The sequence below is a fragment of the Sphingobacterium sp. HMA12 genome (genome assembly GCF_002933815.1).
GTDB lineage: Bacteria > Bacteroidota > Bacteroidia > Sphingobacteriales > Sphingobacteriaceae > Sphingobacterium.
The window spans coordinates 57,666-77,389 of record NZ_BEYR01000003.1 but is presented as its reverse complement, the minus strand read 5'-3'; the positions used below and the strand labels follow the sequence as shown (position 1 = coordinate 77,389).

Here is a 19,724-nt window from a genome sequence, read left to right as displayed (position 1 = left end):
AAATGAAAATAGCGATCGACAAACAGCGGGTTAGATTCCGATTTTCCAAAGCCGCACCGAGTTATCATTCAACAGCAGTGATCCAAGGCCAAATTGCCGAAAAAATGATCACGCTGTTGCAGCGATTTATTCCAATGAGACCAGACCGCGTATTGGAAATAGGCTGCGGAACCGGCCTTTTCTCCCGACTATTGCTCCAACATTTGTTACCAAAACATGTCTTCTTCAATGACATCAGTCCAGAGATGATAACCCAGGTTCGGGATATGGTTAAGTCACCGGCGGAGCGTTCAGCCCAAAATTTACCGCAGGAGTCCTTGCCGCAGCAACCTTCAAGCCAATACAGCTTTATCTGTGATGACGCCGAAAGCTGCCCCTTCCCCGAACAATTGGATGTGATTGCCTCCTGTTCCACCATCCAATGGTTTGAACGCCTGGATTCTTTCTTTGCACGCTGTCATTCCGCTCTCCTGGTAAATGGCATGCTGGCCTTTAGCACTTTTGGCGAGGAGAATATGCACGAGATGAGTACAACAACAGCGGTAGGTCTCGGTTATCGTTCGAAATCGGAACTTGTAGCCGAACTACTCGCCCTGGACTATGAAATCCTGCTCGCGGAGGAAGAACTGCTCACACTATACCTTGACAGCCCTTTACAGGTGCTTGATCACCTGAGACAAACCGGCGTGACAGGCATAACAAGCCATTGCTGGACAAAAGGCAAACTACAGGCTTATTGTAACGCCTATACAGCAAGTTATACGGTAGGAAGGCAGGTTACACTGACCTACCATCCCATCTATATCATTGCACAGAAAAGGGGGAACCGATAAACAGAAAAAATGCCTATATGCACATCGGCTGATCGAGAGAAATCTGTCAAAAACCAAGCAAGCAATGAATCAATACGAGAACTGATTAACAACAGCCATATACTAAAAATTAAATGATAAAAAAAGAAATGAAAAGCAACATTTATTTTGTCTCCGGCATAGATACGGGGATCGGAAAAAGTTACGCAACCGGCCTTATCGCAAAACAATGGAATGCAGCTGGCTTACGCACAATAACGCAGAAACTAGTCCAAACAGGAAATACATCAATTTCGGAAGATATTATCCTACACCGTGAACTTATGGGAATCGCTTTCACGGAAGAGGACAAGCAGAAAATAACCATGCCTGAAATTTTCAGCTACCCTGCCTCCCCTCATCTGGCGGCACGTATAGATAAACGGGAAATTAATTTTGAAAAAATCAGGCAGGCAACAATCCGATTAAGCCAACGTTATAACGCTGTACTGATTGAAGGTGCCGGAGGCTTAATGGTGCCGCTCACTGAGAATTACCTGATCATAGACTATATCAAGGAAATGGACTATCCTTTGCTTTTTGTAACGTCCGGAAAATTGGGCAGCATCAACCATACCCTACTTAGCCTGGAGGCGATTGCCAGACGTAGGATTCAACTGCACACAGTGATTTACAACACATTCCCTTTATCTGAAGACAATACCATTAGCGCAGATACGCAGCGCTATCTGCGGACATATATTCAAGCCCGGTTTCCGGAAACCAACTTTATCGTCATATAACAAGTGATCACTTTATAATGTAGTTTGGCAAGCCGTAAACCCCATTTGACCGTTACCTGCCGCAATCCTATCCTGTGTATACTGCCGAACAAAAAACTAGGCCAATAAAGGATCAGTGGTGGTTTCCGCGCCAGTCTCCAATCGTCCGGCAAGCTGTAACCCGAAATTTGCACTACCCAGGCCCATAATGGTAAAATCATACCAATTGCCGTGTTCGGCGACATCCAAAATCAGGGCCAGTTCTTTGCTGGCTTCGATTTCTTTTGTTGTTATATAGGTCTGATAGTTCAAACTTTTGATTTCCACCTGAATGGCCTCTACGTCAAGATTCTTCAAAGTCAGCAGCAGCTTCCCGCTTGGCGCTCTGGTCAGAGATTTAACTTCCGGCGACACTGTAGCCACGAGCGCCGGCGCATCTTTATGTCCGGCGAACCTCCGGTAAAAGCCATTTGGCCCATGCAGCTCAAAGGCATATTCTGCACCTTCAAACTTATTAAGATCCCATTGATAGCGGAGTCGATCGCCCGGCTTAACCGCAAAATTCCAGTTTCGATAGGTTTCGGTTTGCCCCTCCGCATCGGTATAGGCTAGCGGACTATATACGTTGAAAGGTGCACCACTGGTCTTCTTGCCAAACAGGGCGGTATCCACCAGCATCGTCATATGAAATTGACCTTTCTGCACATAGCCAATCGCATCATGGCCGTAAGGCAAACCGGGCGATTTACGAATTCCCTTTTCCTGTATACGGTTGAATTGCGGCGCCCATACCTGCTGTTTAGCGCGGTTCAGATCGGTGATCTCCGTAAATCCGCCAGGGTCTTTCTTGAACTGTGCATTGTAGATAGTTTCTATATATTGGTTCCGTTTCAGAAAAGGGAGCTGTTCCTGTCTTTGGACGAAAGGTGTAAAGGCCGATGTCAGGTCACCACAGATTGTTCTTCGCCAGGCACTGATATGATCTAACCGGATATTCTTATTGTATTTTTGATTAAAGAAATATTCCAAAAACTGTAACGTTGACGTATGGTCGAATACCTGTGAACAGACTTTTCCGCCACGCGACCAAGGTGATGCGATATACATCGGCACACGGAAACCTAAACCAACCGCCCCTTCCCGGGCCTGTTTCTTCGGAATACCCTGTTTGAGTTCATTGTCCAGCCGTACCATTTCCACCTCGCTGTCGATCCCCGCTGAACAGGCCCCGGTATCTTTCTTCATCAGATCGGGAATCAGGAAAGGTTTCACATGGTCGTAATACCCATCATTCTCATCGTAAGTAATGATAAAAATAGTCTTCTTCCAGATTTCGGGATTTTTGGTCAGGATATCCAACACTTCCGAGACGTACCAAGCCCCATACCAAGGTGCGCTGGGATGATCGGAAAAGTTTTTAGGACCAGCCAGCCAAGATACCGCAGGCAGTTTTCCGCCATCAACATCTTTTCGAAACTGATCGAGTACGTCACCTTTGGGTACTTCGACCGTCCGTTTTTTACCTTGGTCTTTAAACTGCAAAGTCTCAAGCTTACGATAATTATCGTCCCCTTTATTTATAGTAAATGCACGCTGATGCAGCGATTTGGTAAAATCAGAAAGCTTATTGTACTGATCGGCATTAAATTCCTTCAGTTCGGCTTCGGCCCGTCCGAGCGCTTCGCTTTTCTTACGGATATCAGCACGGATTTTTTCTGCCTTTTCCTCCGATTCGGGTGACCGCTCTTCGAGCGCCGAAATCTGCCCGGGCAGATCACGCACCTGCACAGCAAGGTTGCTGACATAGGTATCCTTGAACTTGACCTGATAGGCCTGAAAAAATTCAAGCAGATTACAGCCGAAGTTGGACAACCAAGCACGTTCTTCACCCGATAAGCCGCCGCCACAGCTTGTTTCATTCTGATAAAAACGCCAATCGATGCCATTCTTTTCCAGCAGCTCCGGAAAAGTCTGCCAGGTCATTTTACCATAACCAAAATCATCATTGCGAATATTGACCTTCTGCAGACCATCCTTCATCTCGGTGATCTTTCCTGTCCAAAAGAACGAACGGTTGGGGGTTGTACTGGTCATACCCGAACAGAAATTCTGATCACATACGGTAAAAGCGTCTGCTAGGGCATAATGAAAAGGTAAGTCTTCGCGGTTAAAATAACCCAGTGTCAGGGGCATGGCGGCATACTGCTTATTCCCGGATTGCTTTGCCGTCAACCATTGGTCGTATTTCCCCCGATTAAAGGCATCAACCTGACTTGCCCGGCTGTGTGGAAGCGAGCCCATCCAGGTCACCTTGCTCTCTTTGAGATTTAAGCGGAAAGGTGCAAATACCCTACCCGATTTGTCCGTCTGATACCAGGCAGGCAGACCATTGGGCAGGCGTACGGCACGTGGATCATTAAAGCCACGTACACCAGATAGGCTCCCCAGGGTATGATCAAAAGAACGGTTTTCCTGCATTAGGATCACGATATGCTCCGCATCCAGAAAACTGCTCCCCGGTGCGGGATCTATTGCAAAGGCTTTTTGAATGGAAGCCGGCATAAAACTCGCAATACCAGCCGCTCCTGAAAATAACAAGGTCTTTCGAAGAAATTCTCTTCTGCTTTCCATAATGTTTATCTATAATTTCGATTTGAATCTACTTAGATTTCTTTTTGTTTCATATTTCTTCGTGTAAATCTTATGTTACTAAATTATTATACCGAAAGGGAGCTATCCTAAAGTTACTCTTGATGTGGTTGGCAAAATTTGCTTACTTTTACGAAACGACAATGCATACATTATGGTGGACATTTTGCTACTCGAAGATGACAGGGTGCTTTCAACCGAAATCAAATCCTTTTTATTAAGTCAGGGCTTTACTTGTGACCAGGCCTTTGACGGCATTGAGTTTCTGGCACAGACGCATCAAAAAAAGTATGGTTTTTACCTGTTGGACATCAATGTCCCAAAGATCAACGGTCTTGAAATCTGTAAGAAGATAAGAAGCCATGATGCGCTGACCCCGATCATCATTCTTTCAGCCTATGATGATATCGACGACAAGAAGGAAGCATTCCTCCGTGCAGCAGACGATTATCTGGTCAAACCCTTTGTCCTGGATGAGCTGCTGATGCGCATCAACTCACTCCTGCGGCGGCAGCAGTATAAGGAAAACAACAGTTCAAAAGCATTGGTCATCGATGATCTGGTTATTTATCCCGAAGAAGCGCGTGTGCTCCGGGCCAACGAAGAAATCAACCTCACACAGAAAGAATTTCAGTTACTGCTGATCCTGGCTCAGGCCAATGGACGCACCTTGTCCAAGCAGCACATTTCTGAAGAAGTATGGCAGAATCAATTTCAGACAACACAAAATACCATCGAAGTTTACATTAATTTTTTACGTAAAAAAATTGATAAGAGTTTTGAAAATAAGCTTATCCACACCCGGCCCGGATTTGGCTATTACCTTGCTGCCGATAAATGACTTTAAAAAAGAAAATAGCGATCAGCTTTAGCATTGCTTTCTCCATTTTATTTGGAATCGCGATGCTCATTATCTATTATGCCAGTGTCGATTTCAGGAATGATCAATTTCGCCAGCGCCTGGTTGACAAACTGGACTATATTTCACATTATATTGCCAATACCCCTTCTTTTGACCGTGAATCTTATAAAACCTATTTCCAAGATATTGAAGATGGCCTTTTTTATGAGGACGTCATTATCCTGGACAAGAACAAAAAACTTATTTTCAGTACGGTAAAAGACAAAACCATTACCTGGGACCAGCGTATTATCAACCGACTGGAAAATGAAAAACGTATCTTCTATAAACAGGACCAATATGAAATATTGGGCAAATATTATCTGATCAATAAACAGGCCTATTATCTTTTGGTAAAGGCCCAGGATTATTCGGGCAACGAAAAATTGGACCACCTAGCCATCGTATTAACCATCTTATTTTTACTGAGTGCCTTGCTGATCTGGTTTTTTAGTTACAACCTTATTCTGCGTCTATTAAGTCCTTTAGACAGACTAAAAAAAGACATTACGCAAATCAATGCCAGTAAGTTGACCAATCCGGTTAAATATGCCGGAAATACGGACGAGATCGCGGTATTGACGCAAGCATTCAACACCATGTTGAAGCGGCTGTCCAATGCATTTGAATCCCAAAAAGAATTCAATTCCAGTGCTTCGCATGAGCTGCGGACACCCCTGGCCAGAATGTCATTTCAACTTGAGAACCTCCGCCACCAACATCAGCTTGATGAAGAGGTCAGCCATGTACTTGACAATATCTCGAAGGAAACACAGCATCTTTCGGAAGTAACAAACTCGTTGATGCTGCTTTCAAAATTTGACTTGGCAACACTACAGACCACTTATCAGGAAGAACGCATTGACGAGATTATTTTTATGGCCTACGAAAAGGTAATAAAAGCCTTTCCTGACCTGCAGCTCGATTTTTCTATCAAAGGCATCGACGACCCTAAGCTCAGTCTTTTTTGCTCTGCCCAATTGATTGAAATAGCCTTTGTCAATCTTTTCAAAAACGCAGCACTCTATTCCTATCGTCCTGAGGTCGCTGTTGTAATCCATGAGTCTACGAACCAGCTCAAAGTAGTGGTCAGCAGTCACGGTGCTCCACTCAGCACAAATGATCAGAAGCGTATTTTTGAAGCCTTCAGCCGTGGAGAGAATGCCTCAGAAATCACCGGCTCGGGCCTGGGCCTACGGATCGTTAAACGCATTATGGACTCACATCAGGCATACATCGAGTACAAAGCCAATCTACAACAGTCGACCCATATATTTGTCCTCAAATTTTCAATACCAACCACTAAAAACACGAACATCTTATCCGATGCCCATTAGGCAACTCCAACAAACTTCTTTTATATTTTCCTCTCTGCTAATTTCAATCCGACAAGCTTGTATTTGTCGTCAAGCACTCAAATTTTAAGGTTTTTTTAAGCATTTATTAAGCAGCTTTTAATATTCGACCGGTTATTTTGTTTCACAAGTTTTGATAAACATGACAAAAAGAACCATCATTTTTTTATTGCTTCTCAATAGTGCGGCTTTTGCTCAACAGAAAGCGGTAACAGCCCTTAGTCAACCAGAGCATACAGCGACCAAAACAATGTTGCAATCTGCCGGCATCAAGATGACGCTTCTTGAATGTGAAGAAGCGTTTCGCAAGAACAATCTTTCATTATTGGCGCAGCAATATGATATCAGTCAAGCCGAAGCCGATGTCATTCAAGCCAAGATCTGGGAGCTTCCTCAGTTGGAGGTCGCTGTTAATGGCTATGATCCACAAAATAAAAAGGCATTTCATGTTGGAGCATCAAAAGATGCCAGTATTTCCCAATTGCTCTATCTAGGCGGAAAAAAAAGAAATGAGGTGGAGTTTGCCCGTTCAAATGTAGCACTCTCCAAATTGCAATTCAGCCAATTACTGGCTAGCCTGCGTGCACAGTTACGGACAACTTTTTATTCCCTGTATTTCGAACAACATAAACTGGCGGATATCAATATACAACTCGATTACCTTAACAGCCTATTGACCGCATACAAAGAAGAAGGAAAAAAGGGGAACGTATCTCTTCGGGATCAGGTTCGATTGCAGACCATGGCCATCGATCTTACCAATGAAAAAACAAGTGCCACCAATACCATTATCGGTATGCAGCAGCAGTTAAGAGTTCTACTTTCCAATCAGGAAGATGTACTCCCTAATCTATCGGACACCGAAGCAGATCGGGAACTGGCAATCAAACCGACAATGGGCATTGACAAAGTGTTCGATCTTGCACTGGAAAATAATGCGGACTATCAATTTGCATTAAAAACTGCAGAAAGTTCACAACTATTTACAAAATGGCAAAAGTCCCTGAATACGCCCGATATTAATCTAGGCATAGAATACAGCCAAAACGGCGGAACGTTTCACAATGAACTGAATCTGAAAGCAGCCATTCCGCTGCCACTATGGAAACAAAACAAAGGAAATATCATCAAGGCCAAATATGCCGAAGAAGAAGCGAAAAAGAATATCGAGGTACAACGGCAACTGTTGGAATCACAGATCCGTTCCAACTATCAGTCTTGGGAAAATCAATATAATCAATACTTCAGCATCACTGCCGATGATCTCCACAATATTGCAGTGGTCTACGATGGCGTATTCAGCAATTTCAGAAAAGGCAATATCTCCCTTGTTGAATTTACCGATTTTATGGATAGCTACCGAATATCCATCCTCAAACTTTACGATATGAAAAAGGAAATTATCCTCAATGCCGAGCAGCTGAACTACTTGGCGCAAACACCTATATTCAATTCAAGCCATGTCAACTAAACAACTTCTCCTAAGCACCGCTGCAATCGTATTCTTATGCGCTTGCCAGCATCACAAAGAAAAGGACAATTCAACGATTGTCAAAGGCTTTGAAATCAGCGAAACAATGCTCAAATCGACGAGTTTTGCTACTGTAAAAAAAGAAAATGTAACGGAGGAACTGAACTTCTTTGGTAAGATATCGGCCGATCAGAACAATTACATTGACATCTTTCCATTGGTTGGCGGGAATGTCGTGTCCGTCAATGTATCGTTAGGGGATTATGTCCATAAGGGGCAGGTACTCGCAACGATCCGAAGCACAGAAGTCGCCGGTATACAGAAAGATTTATCGGACGCAAAGACAGATGTGCTGCTGGCCGAAAAGAATTACCGCGTGGCTGAGGATATGTACAATGGTAAACTGAGCACCGACAAAGATATGTTGGAGGCCAAGGGACAGTTGACGAAAGCCAAGGAGCAGCTGCGCCGTTCAGAAGCTGTCAGCCAGATCTACAATGTGCGTACGGGCAATATCTATTCGGTTGTATCCCCTATTGACGGATATATCGTTCAAAAAAATATCAATAAGGATATGCAATTGCGCAGTGACCGCAGCGACAACATCTTTGATGTTGCCAACACCAAAGATGTCTGGGCGATCCTCAATGTCAATGAAACGGATATCGATAAGATCAGCATGGGCATGCCGGCCATTGTATCCACGCTGAGCTACCCCGACAAAAAGTTTGAAGGCAGCATCGACAAGATTTTTAAGATCATCGATCCGCAAACCAATGCCATGCAAGCCCGTGTTGTTCTGGACAACAAAAATGGCCTGCTTATTCCGGACAGTAAAGCGACGATCAAGGTATTGCATCACTCGAATACACAGGCCCTTGCCATTCCTTCAGATGCGGTTATTTTTGATCAGAACAAGTATTTTGTCTTAGTCTATAAATCGCAAAATGACATCAAGATCCATGAGATCCAACCACTGAAACAAAATGAAGAAACTACGTACATCAGTACCGGTCTACAGGAAGGTGAGCAAGTGATCGTTAACAATAAACTTTTGATCTATAGAGCCCTGAATAATTAATCAGCATTAGCATTTACGAGAATGAACAAATTCATTAAAAATATCATTGCCTTTTCCATAAAAAATAAAGCGTTTACCTTTATTTGGGTCGGTATCTTGGCTATTGCTGGTTTTATCAGTTTCAAAAGCATGCCCATTGAAGCATTTCCAGATGTCACCAATACCCAGATTACCATCATCACCCAATGGAATGGCCGGAGCGCCGAAGAGGTTGAGCGTTTTGTGACCACGCCCATTGAGCTGGGCATGAGTACCGTTCAGAAGAAAACCAGTATCCGCAGTACCACTATGTTTGGGCTTTCCATTGTCAAAATTATTTTTGACGACGGTGTGGATGACACCTTTGCGCGCAATCAGGTCAACAACTTGCTGCGCTCGGTCAGTCTACCGGAGGATATTGATCCCGAGGTACAGCCACCCTACGGTCCTACCGGTGAAATATTCAGGTATACCTTACACAGTGACCAGCGCAACTCACGGGATCTTCTGACCCTACAAACTTGGGTCATTGACCGCGCCTTGCGCGGTGTCCCCGGTGTCGCCGACATCAATGTGTTTGGCGGACAGGATCTCGTCTATGAGATCAGTACCGATCCCATCAAGCTCGACAAATATAATCTTACCCCCCTACAGGTCTACGATGCTGTCAGCAAAAGCAACCTCAATGTTGGTGGTGATGTCATCGAAAAAAGTGGCCAATCTTATGTCGTTCGTGGTATCGGTCTGGTCAATTCCATTAGTGACATCGAAAACATTACCGTGATCAACGAACGTGGAAATCCAGTGTTTGTCAAAAATGTGGCCGAGGTAAAAGAAAGTTCCATGCCAAGGGTCGGACAGGCAGGTTTTGGAAAAAGTGACGATGTTGTTGCCGGTACCGTCGTCATGCGTAAAGGCGAAAATCCCCGGGAAGTATTGACGGCCGTAAAAGAAAAGATTGCCGAACTGAACGACAAGATATTGCCCAAGGATGTTAAAATGCAAACGTTCTACGACCGCGACAACCTAATGGATTTCACAACCCACACGGTCATGCATAACCTGATCGAAGGGATTGTGCTTGTCACCTTAATGGTATTGCTTTTTATGGCCGACTGGCGCACCACCGTAATCGTTTCCATTATCATTCCGCTTGCACTACTATTTGCTTTCCTATGTCTCAAACTGGCCGGCATGAGCGCGAACTTACTTTCGCTGGGAGCGGTAGATTTCGGAATTATCATCGATGGCGCCGTGGTTATGGTGGAGGGGATATTTGTGATGCTGGATCATAAGGCCCATAAATTGGGGATGGAAAAATTCAATAAGATGGCTAAAGCGGGCTGGATCAAACAGACAGGTATTGGATTGGGAAAAGCCATTTTCTTCTCCAAACTGATTATCATCACCTCATTGATCCCGATATTCTCCTTTCAGAAAGTAGAAGGCAAGATGTTTTCACCCTTGGCATTTACATTAGGATTTGCCTTATTGGGCGCATTGTTATTTACGCTGACCCTGGTGCCGGCTCTGTCCCATATTTTATTAAACAAGAATGTTAAAGAGCGGCACAATCCCTTTGTGGAGTTTTGGAACAGAATCGTCGCCAAAGGTTTTGGATTTACATTTCGTAACAAACGTTTGAGTTTAACGGTGGCATTGGCAATTCTGGCTGTTGTACTATTTTCTTCAAAATTCCTGGGTACTGAGTTTTTACCTACCCTGAATGAGGGATCGCTCTGGGTCACCGCCGAAATGCCGATGAGCACATCGCTCAAGGAATCGGTCAAAACAACCAAAGTGTTAAAAACAACACTGGAATCTTTTCCGGAGGTAACAGGTGTGTTATCACAAACCGGACGTAGCAATGATGGAACGGATCCAAATGGATTTGGTTTTGTGCAATTTGCCGTGGCCCTGAAACCCAAGGAAGAATGGACGCGAAAAATCACCATGGATCAGCTGATTGAAGAAATGGATCATAAACTCAAGCAGTACCAAGGCATCACCTACAACTACTCGCAGCCTATTTCGGACAACGTTGCCGAAGCCGTAGCCGGATTTAAGGCTGAAAATGGAATTAAGATCTTTGGTGACAACCTCGCCACCCTGGACCGTCTGTCCAAAGAGGTCTTTGCGCAGATCAAGGACATTCAGGGCATCAAGGAACCGGGCATTATCCTGAACATCGGCCAACCCGAGGTCAGTGTTATCCTTGACAGAACACGTATGGCTGCATTTAACGTACTGCCGGCAGATGCACAGGCAGTCCTGGAAATGGCTTTCGGTGGAAAGACGGCATCCGTCCTATACGATGGGGAACGTAAATTTAATATTCGCTTGCGTTATGCACCAGAATATCGGAAGACCGAAAAAGACATTGCCCAGTTGATGGTTCCCTGTGGGGATGGTACGCTTATTCCATTAAAAAGCATCGCTACGATCGAAAAGGACAACGGCGCGGCTTTTATTTATCGGGATAATATCAAACGTTATATCGGCATCAAATTCTCCATTCGTGATCGCGACCTGGGAAGTACCATTGCCGAAGCCCAGCAGAAGGTCAGCAAGATCAAATTGCCCGATGGTTATTCCATTGGCTGGACAGGGCAGTTTGAAAATCAGCAACGGGCGACACATCGCCTGGCCCAAGTGGTACCGATCAGCTTAGTTTTGATCTTCTTTTTACTGTTTATCTTATTCGGAAATATCAAAGATTCTCTGCTTGTCCTGGCCAACGTTCCCTTTGCGCTGATCGGCGGAATTATTGCCCTACACGTAACTGGCATGAATTTCGGCATCTCCGCAGGCGTAGGCATGATTGCCTTATTTGGGATATGTATACAGAATGGGGTTATTCTGATCTCCGAATTCCATCAGAACAAGAAAGATGGGCTCCCCAACGATCAGTCTATCTACAAAGGAGTCAAATCCCGTACGCGCCCCGTCGTCATGACTGCATTAATGGCTTCCATTGGACTATTGCCGGCGGCGTTGTCCACGGGTATAGGTTCGGAATCACAAAAGCCACTGGCGATTGTCATTATCGGTGGACTGATATCCGCAACGATCCTGACCCTGCTGATATTTCCGATCATCTATGATATGTTCAACCGGACAGAAAAAACACAACAAAGCTTCACAGATTAATCGTGTCCATTTTATATATTATACATAGACCCCTAGTGGTCGCCGATGCTGCCTACGCCGTGAGGTGTCAGGCAGCATCTCTTTCGCCGGATGCAATGGGGCAACTATTGATGTAACATTTGTATCTATTCGGGTCATAAAGTTTCAAAAACAACAAAAAGCCCTTAAGTTTACACAAATTATCTTCCAGGGTTTATCTGATACCGCTGGATTAACACACAAAACATATGACTATTCTCACCTTTACACTCATCCTTCTTTTGGGTGCATTTGTAGCAGGACTCTTAGGTTCGCTGACTGGCTTGGGGGGAGGGGTCGTCGTCATTCCATTGCTGACCCTCCTGTTTCACGTTGACATCCGTTACGCCATTGGGGCAGCATTACTGGCTTCAATAGCAACCTCTTCGGGTGCAGCCACGGCTTATGTCAAAGAAGGGATCACCAATATTCGGCTCGGGATGTTTTTGGAAATCGCAACTACAATCGGCGCTGTCATTGGTGCGGTTATCGCGATCTACATGCCCACCAACACCATTGCCATTATCTTTGGTGTGGTATTGATCTTTTCGGCTGCAATGACGGTGCGCAAGAAAAATGAACATGCGCTGTCCGGTGGTTCGGCTTTGGCCGAAAAGTTAAAACTGAACAGTACCTATCCCTCGGAAGGCAAGCTTGTTCCCTATAAATTGACTAATGTCGTTGGTGGCTTTTCATTGATGGGCATTGCCGGGGTGCTCTCGGGACTACTGGGCATAGGTTCAGGTTCCCTCAAAGTACTCGCCATGGACAGCATGATGAAAATTCCGTTTAAAGTAAGTACTACAACAAGTAATTTTATGATCGGCGTGACAGCGGCGGCTTCAGCTGTGGTTTATTTACAACGTGGTTATATGGATCCGGGGATTGCCTTTCCCGTCATTCTTGGTGTACTTTGTGGCGCTATTACTGGGTCTAAGCTTTTGAAACGGATGAACCCCAAGACCTTACGTATTATTTTCGCTGTAGCCATCACATTGGTTGCACTGGAGATGATTTTTAATGGTTTTCAACAAAAATTTTAAGCGGGTAAGTCTTTAAAGACGAGAAATAATGCGTTCGTCTATGACGTAGGCAATTTGCAGATGAAACAGGTATTTTCAAAAAACTATTGGGGTGATAAGGATATCTCACTTTTGGTGGGACAAATTTTACGCATAGGCGTTATCCTGGCCTCCTCCATCCTGGTGATCGGCGGCATCTGGTATCTGGTTGTCCATGGACAGGATTCAGTTCCCAACTACAGAGACTTTATCGGTGAGGGAAAATCCAATACCACCATCCATGGGATCATCGTTGGTGTATTCAACAAAAATATCCCCCAAATTATACAACTTGGGGTTTTGCTCTTGATTTGTACGCCGATTGTACGGGTAATTGGCTCCCTCTTCGGTTTTGTTATTGAAAAAGATAAACTCTATATCATCATTACATTGATTGTCTTGACTGTTATTATCGGCAGCATATTGAGTGGTGTCAAGGGATAATTCAGCTACAAAACAGCTGTTTATCGCTTGGCTCTGAGCCATGTGGACTTATCCAGGGCATATTCAAAATTCTTGCGTTCGGGCTCGTTGACATAAGAGACCATTTTTTCAGCCACCTTGCTCGCACCCAAACGTTCTACCGCTTTTTGTGAACGGTAATTTTCGGCGCCTACATGCAAATAGATCCTATCCACAAAATTAAAGGCAAAGTCAAACATCATTTCCTTGACCAAAGGATTTATTCCCGCCCCCCAATAGGCTCTTGCATAAAAGGTAAAGCCAACAAAAATAGACTTTTCAGCCTCATTTAAACCATAGTAACGGGTGCTTCCTATGCATTCGCCCGTTGCTTTATCCAAAATAAGGTAAGCTGCTTTACTTTCCAGTGCCGCATCAAAAAAAGAACGAAAGACATCTTCTTTCCAGCGGTCTTTATTCGGGTGTTGCTCCCATATCAACGGATCTTTGGCCACTTGATACAGGACATCAAAATCGTCCGGGCCAATCAATTTTAATACGACCTTATCATTTTCAAGTTTATTAGGTGCTACAAACTTCATTAGAACATGTTTAACGTTGGACTTCTACCAAAATTTAAAATTTCAATAAAAGATACCAATTATTGATGAAACCAAGTTGAATTCCATTTCCTTTGTTCAAATATTACACCAAAATGTTCAATCAATGGATTCCTGGGTCTTCATATTATTAGTATCCAGCAAATACAGCTATTTTTTATCCTATCCTCGGCAGCATAAATTATTTTGTTTTAAAATTGGCTGAAATCAACCGGCTTATTAAATTAGCAGTGCAAAATTTCGTATTTTACACTCTAATGGAACAATTCAAGGAATTTGTCAAGCAGCGCATCAATGTCAGCGAAGAAGAATTAAATGATATTATATCGCGTTATCATGTCAGAAAAATCAAGAAAAAGGAATACTTTTTAAGGGCCGGTGAAATCTGTCACTACGAGGCCTATGTCGTCAGCGGGCTGTTTAAGTCATTCTATGTCACAGCCGATGGTATCGAACATATCCTACAGTTTGCCATCGAAGACTGGTGGGTGGGTGATATTGCCAGTTTTAATTCTCAGGAACCGGCCCTGCAGAATATCCAGGCCCTGGAAGATTCGGTTGTACTTACCTTATCGAAAACAGATAAAGACAAACTGTACGAGGACCATCCGATCTATGAGAAGCTTTCCAGAATTATGGCCCAACGGGCACAAATCGCCTCCCAGCACCGTATCATATCAAGCATAGGTTTTACGGCCCAGGAACGCTACCTGGATTTTATCAAAAGGTATCCTAAAATCTATCCGCGGATATCAAATATGCAACTGGCCTCCTATCTCGGGGTCACACAAGAGTTTTTGAGCCGTCTAAAAAGACAAATTTTAAAGCCCAATCGAAATTCTTGATCTACATCAATTTTTTCTATTTAAGATTATCCCACCTTTGCAAAAGCTTGTTCAAACAAACATTCTAAACAATTAAACGTTTGATAAATAAACAAATAGAAAACAACATGAATAGATTTTTCCAATTTCTGGCAGTAGCAGTATTAATGGTTAATGTTGCTGTAGCACAAGTAAAATGGTCGGCAGACCCCGGACATACCAATGCAAGATTCGATGTAAAACACCTTGGAATCAGCTTCGTTGACGGTCAGTTTACCAAAGTGGAGGGAACAGTAGAAACCGCAACCGCAACAAGTTTCAACAATGCAAAAGTAAATTTCTCCATTGATGTCAATAGCATTGATACCCGCATTGAAGCACGTGACAATCACTTAAAAACGGATGATTTCTTTGCCGCAGAGAAGTTTCCAAAAATGACTTTAAAATCAGTTACCTTCAAAAATGCCAAGGTGAAAGGTAAATACATCATGGTAGCAGATTTGACCATCCGTGACGTAACGAAGAAAGTAACCTTCGATGTCACTCAAAATGGTGGTGTTATTACGGATCCTTGGGGAAAAACACGTGCAGGCTTTACAGCAAAAGCTAAAATTAACCGCCATGATTTTGGTATAAAATACAACGACAAGTTACCTTCGGGTGTAGAAGCTGTTGCTTCGGATGTGGACATTATCGTCAATACGGAGTTGGTATTGAACTAAACAAAGATTTTTAAATCACACAGACTGAGGAGAAGTGGCTACCCAAGATTTTGGATAGCCACTTTTTTAAAAGCTTACAGCTACTTAGTCAGAAGCTCCCCGTTCTCGGGCGAATTTCTTTTTTACCTTACAACCCTTTTAACATACCGCCGTCCAAGGGGATATTGGTCCCCGTGAGATAGTTGGCGTACTCCGAGCAAATAAAGGCCACCAGATAACCATATTCCTCAGGCTTACCCAGGCGTGCTGCCGGCACCTGTTTTAGGCGTAACTGTAGCGCTTCCTCATACGAAATACCCAACCGCTGTGCATCCATATTGGTCAACGATTGAATCCTTTCGGTATCGAATAACCCTGTTAAGATACTATTGACTGTTACGCCATCTTTTGCGACATCGTCCGAAAGCGATTTGCTCCAGCTGATCAATGCGGTGCGGATGGTATTGGACAAAACCAGGTTGGACACAGGCTCCTTAACTGTAGAGGACGATACATTGATCACCCGTCCATATTGATTTGCCAACATATAGGGTAATGCGCAGGAAGTCGTATAGCAATGATTCTGGAACAAAAGTTCGAAGGCATGCTGGTAGTCCGCCAGGTTTTTCTGGTCAATCGTCCCCGCCTGTGGCCCATTGGAATTATTGACCAGGATATCCACTTTATTTGACTGAAAATAGCCATCTATTTTTACCTTATAGGCCTCGTGATCATTGTAGTCGACCAAGATATATTGATGCCGCTGCCCTTTTGAAGTATCCAAGCTGTCCAACGTATGCTTCAGTTTCTGCTCACTGCGTGACGCTAGGGTAACTGAAACTCCACAGGATGCCAACACTCGGGCAATGCCCGCGCCGATACCGGCAGAACTAGCGCCGATTAGGGCCTTTTTTCCAATGAGATTGATTTCCATCATATGTATTGTGCTATTACGTTATCCGAGATTATTCATTGTACAAATCATTCAAAAAAATAGGTTAATGCCAACAAGCCATTTAATCATTATCCTTCGCCCTGATCATGGCGATAAACAAATAAACCGCAAAGACCCATGCCGACCCCAGACATATCCAGGCAAAAACAGGGATCCCCAGCCATTGAGGTTCAATACGTGCGACAATAACCATTCCTCCCAATAAGTTGAGGGACATAAACATAATACCGATCACAATCCGGTTTACCCCTTTACGGAGAATGGCATTGAACGAACGTGCACTGATCAAGCGATGGTTAAGCGTAAAATTCCCGGTACGAAAAAGGCGTACTAAGGCGCGCATGTCCTCTGGAAGCTTTTCCACATCCCGTGCGAAAGATTCGATCTTATGTTTTCCTTTCTTGAAAATAGCTTCTGGCGAAAGCCGCTCCATCATAATCCGACGCGCAAAGGGCTTAATGCTTTCCATGATATTCAGATCAGGATAAAGCTGACGGCCGATACCTTCCATCAGTGAGATGCCACGCATAAGCTGATAGATATATTCTGGAAAATACAAACGATTGTCACCGATGATTTTCCAGAGTTTATTGAACAGCAGATCGAGACTAAGATCACCGAGGGAAACATTATCGATCATGTCGAATATTTCGTAAAGCGAGCGTTCAAACTGATTTCGGTCAGGGATATGGCTCACGACAGCCACATCTTCAATAACGTCGGCGAGCCGAACTGCATCTTCGGAAATAGCGGACTGAATAAACTCTTCGAGCTGCCGTCGGTCAATTCCGAGCAATTTCCCCATGTTGCCAAAGTCCAGAAAGGCGATACGGCCATCAGGCATAACCATCATATTACCGGGGTGCGGATCGCCATGAAAAAAACCATGGATAATCACCTGTTCCAGGTAGAGGTTGATCCCATTTTTCACTAAGGTCTCCACGTCCATTCCTCGCCGTTTGATTTCAGCAACATCTGTCACTTTGAATCCGTCGAGGTATTCCATACAGAGCACACGGTCGGTAGAAAGATCAGGATAGACTTTGGGCACTTTGATCAGTTTGTTGCCTTTAAAATTCTTGGCAAAGCGTTCGATGTTATGCCTTTCTATGACCAGTGACATTTCTTCCTGCAGGGTCATTGCAAAAGATTCGACAATCAGCGAAAGATTAAGATTCTCCAGGGCATCGTTGTACATGGTCAGGATCTTGGCGATATCCCGCATGAGCGCAAGATCAACACGCATGACCTCATCTATTCCGGGCCTACGAACCTTTAAAACGACTTTAGTTCCGTCTTTTAAGGTTGCCCGATAAACCTGTGCGATAGATGCTGCAGCAAAGGGTTCGGTATCGATGGTCTCAAATTGTTCTATACCGTCTAATCCCAGTTCCTCTGCAAGGTACTCCTGGATGTTGACTTCAAAGGGCGGCACATTGTCCTCCAGGCGTTTGAGTTCCTCGACAAGGTCTTTCGGGAGCAGTCCTTCGCGTGTGGAAGCAGACTGCCCTAACTTGATAAAAGCAGGCCCAAGCTCCTCCAAAGCCATTCGAATACGTGTGTATACACTAATCTTATCGACATCAATATTACGTTCTAAGCTCGATCTTGGCCCCTTCCATGGCAGCCGGGCAATAGCATCCTTGAAACCATATTTTGCCAATATGCTTAATATCTGGGAACTTCGCTGTAATTTCTTGGTCGGATTGTATATCATGGACAAGGGTTTTCGAAAACAAGATACGGAACAAAAACCTTACCTTTTTCGCATCAGGGTTTGCTGAAAGTAAAAATTCATTTTTCCAACAGATTTCAGCCGTCCAAAAACAAGCTATTCTGCTTCCATCTGATCCAAATTTTCTTTGATCTGTTTGACGTAATCCCCGTAATAGACACGGATCATAATTTCAGTAATCAATACAATAATTACAATCGAAATAATTGCAGACAAGATGATCCATAAAATAAAGTTGGGATCCTGTTGTAACGTTTCTTTGAAGTGGTATAATTTTTCAAACCAGGCGACGGCCCTATTTTGGCCAATCATAATGAGGTAAAGAAATAAGCCCTGGGGAATCATCACATAGGCTACAATACGATAGGTCTCTACGGCGTATTTAAGGTCATAATACAACTTCAGGAGATGTTCACGGGACGCGAGCAGATCAATCTGTCTGGCACTTTTGATTAGATAATAAAATCTACGGTAGTAAAGCAGGCTTGACAGGGAGATTTGGACAATAAAAAAGTAATAGGCAAAAGCCGCATACCCGGAGATTTTATAGATAGGTAGCATAGGTACGGCGATCAGAAAAAACATGCAGACCACCCAGGAAATAAATTCACGTTTGATATTGCGTCTCAGTTTGGCCATGATATTGCCGACTTCCCTATAATGTTTAAGGTTTGGATTTTGTAAATCCTCATCCATAGGCTGTTCTTGCCAAGATTTTTTTAATTCATCAAAATTCATAATTGTATTTTTTAATGATTTGTTGAATCCGCTCTTTGGTACGATTTAATTTAACCCGCGCATTCACTTCAGATATTCCTAAATGCGCGGCTATTTCGCGGTGGCTCTGGCCTTCCAGAAATAAAAAGATCAATGCTTTTTCCACAGCGTTTAATTCATGTACTGCCTGATAGAATATTTTTAGCTGCTCATCTTTATCCGGATTATAGGACTCTTCCGGAAAATCGTGACGTTCCTCGAGGCTATCGTAAATCTGCTGTTTCTTCTCTTTTTTTAAAAATACCATCGCGGTATTCAATGCGACACGGTACATCCAGGTCGAAAACTTACTTTGCTGCTTAAATGAGGCGTAGGACTTCCAGAGCTGATATACAATTTCCTGATAAAGATCCTGCCGCCCCTCATGGTCATCCATATACATACGGCTCACCTTGACGATAATTCCTTTATTTTCGTCAATCAACCGAAGAAATTCTGTTTCCGAATGGGCCACTGGGTAAATTTTACTTTT

Annotated in this window: 17 protein-coding genes; 11 read left to right on the top strand and 6 right to left on the bottom strand. The window is 43.7% G+C overall.

Going from position 1 to position 19,724, the window contains the following annotated elements:
* The first annotated feature begins 2 nt into the window (after nt 1–2).
* Together bioC and bioD are read left to right on the top strand one after the other, a co-directional pair.
* A complete protein-coding gene (bioC, locus tag HMAT_RS17210; RefSeq protein WP_104384105.1) occupies nt 3–833 on the top strand; it encodes a malonyl-ACP O-methyltransferase BioC in 831 nt (276 codons plus the stop codon).
* A gap of 128 nt (nt 834–961) precedes the next feature.
* A complete protein-coding gene (bioD, locus tag HMAT_RS17205) occupies nt 962–1,594 on the top strand; it encodes a dethiobiotin synthase (RefSeq protein ID WP_104384449.1) in 633 nt (210 codons plus the stop codon).
* Nucleotides 1,595–1,690: 96 nt separating this feature from the next.
* Here bioD and HMAT_RS17200 read toward each other — a convergent pair whose 3' ends face one another.
* Nucleotides 1,691–4,204, bottom strand: a complete 2,514-nt coding sequence (locus HMAT_RS17200; protein WP_104384104.1) for a phosphocholine-specific phospholipase C — start codon at nt 4,202–4,204, stop codon at nt 1,691–1,693.
* Nucleotides 4,205–4,376: 172 nt separating this feature from the next.
* On the opposite strand from HMAT_RS17200, the gene HMAT_RS17195 reads away from it, so the two are divergent.
* From HMAT_RS17195 to HMAT_RS17165, 7 genes are all read left to right on the top strand, one after another.
* Nucleotides 4,377–5,063, top strand: coding sequence for a response regulator transcription factor (locus tag HMAT_RS17195; protein ID WP_199768695.1), 687 nt, complete (start codon nt 4,377–4,379; stop codon nt 5,061–5,063).
* Nucleotides 5,060–6,460, top strand: coding sequence for a HAMP domain-containing sensor histidine kinase (locus HMAT_RS17190; protein ID WP_104384103.1), 1,401 nt, complete (start codon nt 5,060–5,062; stop codon nt 6,458–6,460). Before HMAT_RS17195 ends, HMAT_RS17190 begins: the two co-directional genes overlap by 4 nt.
* 160 nt (nt 6,461–6,620) lie before the next feature.
* On the top strand, nt 6,621–7,949 hold the full coding sequence (locus HMAT_RS17185; protein WP_199768694.1) for a TolC family protein: 1,329 nt from the start codon (nt 6,621–6,623) through the stop codon (nt 7,947–7,949).
* Complete coding sequence (locus tag HMAT_RS17180; protein WP_104384102.1) at nt 7,939–9,030, top strand: efflux RND transporter periplasmic adaptor subunit; 1,092 nt, start codon at nt 7,939–7,941, stop codon at nt 9,028–9,030. Before HMAT_RS17185 ends, HMAT_RS17180 begins: the two co-directional genes overlap by 11 nt.
* 21 nt (nt 9,031–9,051) lie before the next feature.
* Nucleotides 9,052–12,159 (top strand): efflux RND transporter permease subunit, encoded by a 3,108-nt coding sequence (locus tag HMAT_RS17175; RefSeq protein WP_104384101.1) that lies wholly within the window; start codon nt 9,052–9,054, stop codon nt 12,157–12,159.
* Nucleotides 12,160–12,386: 227 nt separating this feature from the next.
* On the top strand, nt 12,387–13,220 hold the full coding sequence (locus HMAT_RS17170; protein WP_104384100.1) for a sulfite exporter TauE/SafE family protein: 834 nt from the start codon (nt 12,387–12,389) through the stop codon (nt 13,218–13,220).
* Between the two features lie 60 nt (nt 13,221–13,280).
* A complete protein-coding gene (locus HMAT_RS17165; RefSeq protein WP_104384099.1) occupies nt 13,281–13,682 on the top strand; it encodes a DUF1634 domain-containing protein in 402 nt (133 codons plus the stop codon).
* 20 nt (nt 13,683–13,702) lie between these two features.
* Here HMAT_RS17165 and HMAT_RS17160 read toward each other — a convergent pair whose 3' ends face one another.
* Nucleotides 13,703–14,242: a GNAT family N-acetyltransferase gene (locus HMAT_RS17160; RefSeq protein WP_104384098.1), complete on the bottom strand. Its 540-nt coding sequence runs from the start codon at nt 14,240–14,242 to the stop codon at nt 13,703–13,705.
* Nucleotides 14,243–14,517: 275 nt separating this feature from the next.
* On the opposite strand from HMAT_RS17160, the gene HMAT_RS17155 reads away from it, so the two are divergent.
* Nucleotides 14,518–15,105, top strand: a complete 588-nt coding sequence (locus HMAT_RS17155; RefSeq protein WP_104384097.1) for a Crp/Fnr family transcriptional regulator — start codon at nt 14,518–14,520, stop codon at nt 15,103–15,105.
* Between the two features lie 107 nt (nt 15,106–15,212).
* Nucleotides 15,213–15,806: a YceI family protein gene (locus tag HMAT_RS17150; protein ID WP_104384096.1), complete on the top strand. Its 594-nt coding sequence runs from the start codon at nt 15,213–15,215 to the stop codon at nt 15,804–15,806.
* Nucleotides 15,807–15,933: 127 nt separating this feature from the next.
* Here the strand turns inward: HMAT_RS17150 and HMAT_RS17145 are convergent, their stop codons facing one another.
* From HMAT_RS17145 to HMAT_RS17130, 4 genes are all read right to left on the bottom strand, one after another.
* A complete protein-coding gene (locus tag HMAT_RS17145) occupies nt 15,934–16,722 on the bottom strand; it encodes an SDR family oxidoreductase (RefSeq protein ID WP_233789413.1) in 789 nt (262 codons plus the stop codon).
* A gap of 79 nt (nt 16,723–16,801) precedes the next feature.
* Nucleotides 16,802–18,457, bottom strand: a complete 1,656-nt coding sequence (locus HMAT_RS17140; protein WP_104384094.1) for an AarF/ABC1/UbiB kinase family protein — start codon at nt 18,455–18,457, stop codon at nt 16,802–16,804.
* Nucleotides 18,458–18,571: 114 nt separating this feature from the next.
* On the bottom strand, nt 18,572–19,213 hold the full coding sequence (locus HMAT_RS17135; protein ID WP_104384093.1) for a hypothetical protein: 642 nt from the start codon (nt 19,211–19,213) through the stop codon (nt 18,572–18,574).
* Nucleotides 19,203–19,706: an RNA polymerase sigma factor gene (locus HMAT_RS17130; protein WP_104384092.1), complete on the bottom strand. Its 504-nt coding sequence runs from the start codon at nt 19,704–19,706 to the stop codon at nt 19,203–19,205. Before HMAT_RS17130 ends, HMAT_RS17135 begins: the two co-directional genes overlap by 11 nt.
* Nucleotides 19,707–19,724: the final 18 nt, after the last annotated feature.

Bases quoted from the DNA above. Each gene is read 5' to 3' on its own strand.
- HMAT_RS17175 (WP_104384101.1), top strand. From the start codon at position 9,052: ATGAACAAATTCATTAAAAATATCATTGCCTTTTCCATAAAAAATAAA.
- HMAT_RS17155 (WP_104384097.1), top strand. From the start codon at position 14,518: ATGGAACAATTCAAGGAATTTGTCAAGCAGCGCATCAATGTCAGCGAA.
- bioD (WP_104384449.1), top strand. From the start codon at position 962: ATGAAAAGCAACATTTATTTTGTCTCCGGCATAGATACGGGGATCGGA.
- HMAT_RS17145 (WP_233789413.1), bottom strand. From the start codon at position 16,722: ATGATGGAAATCAATCTCATTGGAAAAAAGGCCCTAATCGGCGCTAGT.
- bioC (WP_104384105.1), top strand. From the start codon at position 3: ATGAAAATAGCGATCGACAAACAGCGGGTTAGATTCCGATTTTCCAAA.
- HMAT_RS17195 (WP_199768695.1), top strand. From the start codon at position 4,377: ATGGTGGACATTTTGCTACTCGAAGATGACAGGGTGCTTTCAACCGAA.
- HMAT_RS17185 (WP_199768694.1), top strand. From the start codon at position 6,621: ATGACAAAAAGAACCATCATTTTTTTATTGCTTCTCAATAGTGCGGCT.
- HMAT_RS17165 (WP_104384099.1), top strand. From the start codon at position 13,281: ATGAAACAGGTATTTTCAAAAAACTATTGGGGTGATAAGGATATCTCA.
- HMAT_RS17200 (WP_104384104.1), bottom strand. From the start codon at position 4,204: ATGGAAAGCAGAAGAGAATTTCTTCGAAAGACCTTGTTATTTTCAGGA.
- HMAT_RS17180 (WP_104384102.1), top strand. From the start codon at position 7,939: ATGTCAACTAAACAACTTCTCCTAAGCACCGCTGCAATCGTATTCTTA.
- HMAT_RS17135 (WP_104384093.1), bottom strand. From the start codon at position 19,213: ATGAATTTTGATGAATTAAAAAAATCTTGGCAAGAACAGCCTATGGAT.
- HMAT_RS17140 (WP_104384094.1), bottom strand. From the start codon at position 18,457: ATGATATACAATCCGACCAAGAAATTACAGCGAAGTTCCCAGATATTA.
- HMAT_RS17160 (WP_104384098.1), bottom strand. From the start codon at position 14,242: ATGAAGTTTGTAGCACCTAATAAACTTGAAAATGATAAGGTCGTATTA.
- HMAT_RS17170 (WP_104384100.1), top strand. From the start codon at position 12,387: ATGACTATTCTCACCTTTACACTCATCCTTCTTTTGGGTGCATTTGTA.
- HMAT_RS17190 (WP_104384103.1), top strand. From the start codon at position 5,060: ATGACTTTAAAAAAGAAAATAGCGATCAGCTTTAGCATTGCTTTCTCC.
- HMAT_RS17150 (WP_104384096.1), top strand. From the start codon at position 15,213: ATGAATAGATTTTTCCAATTTCTGGCAGTAGCAGTATTAATGGTTAAT.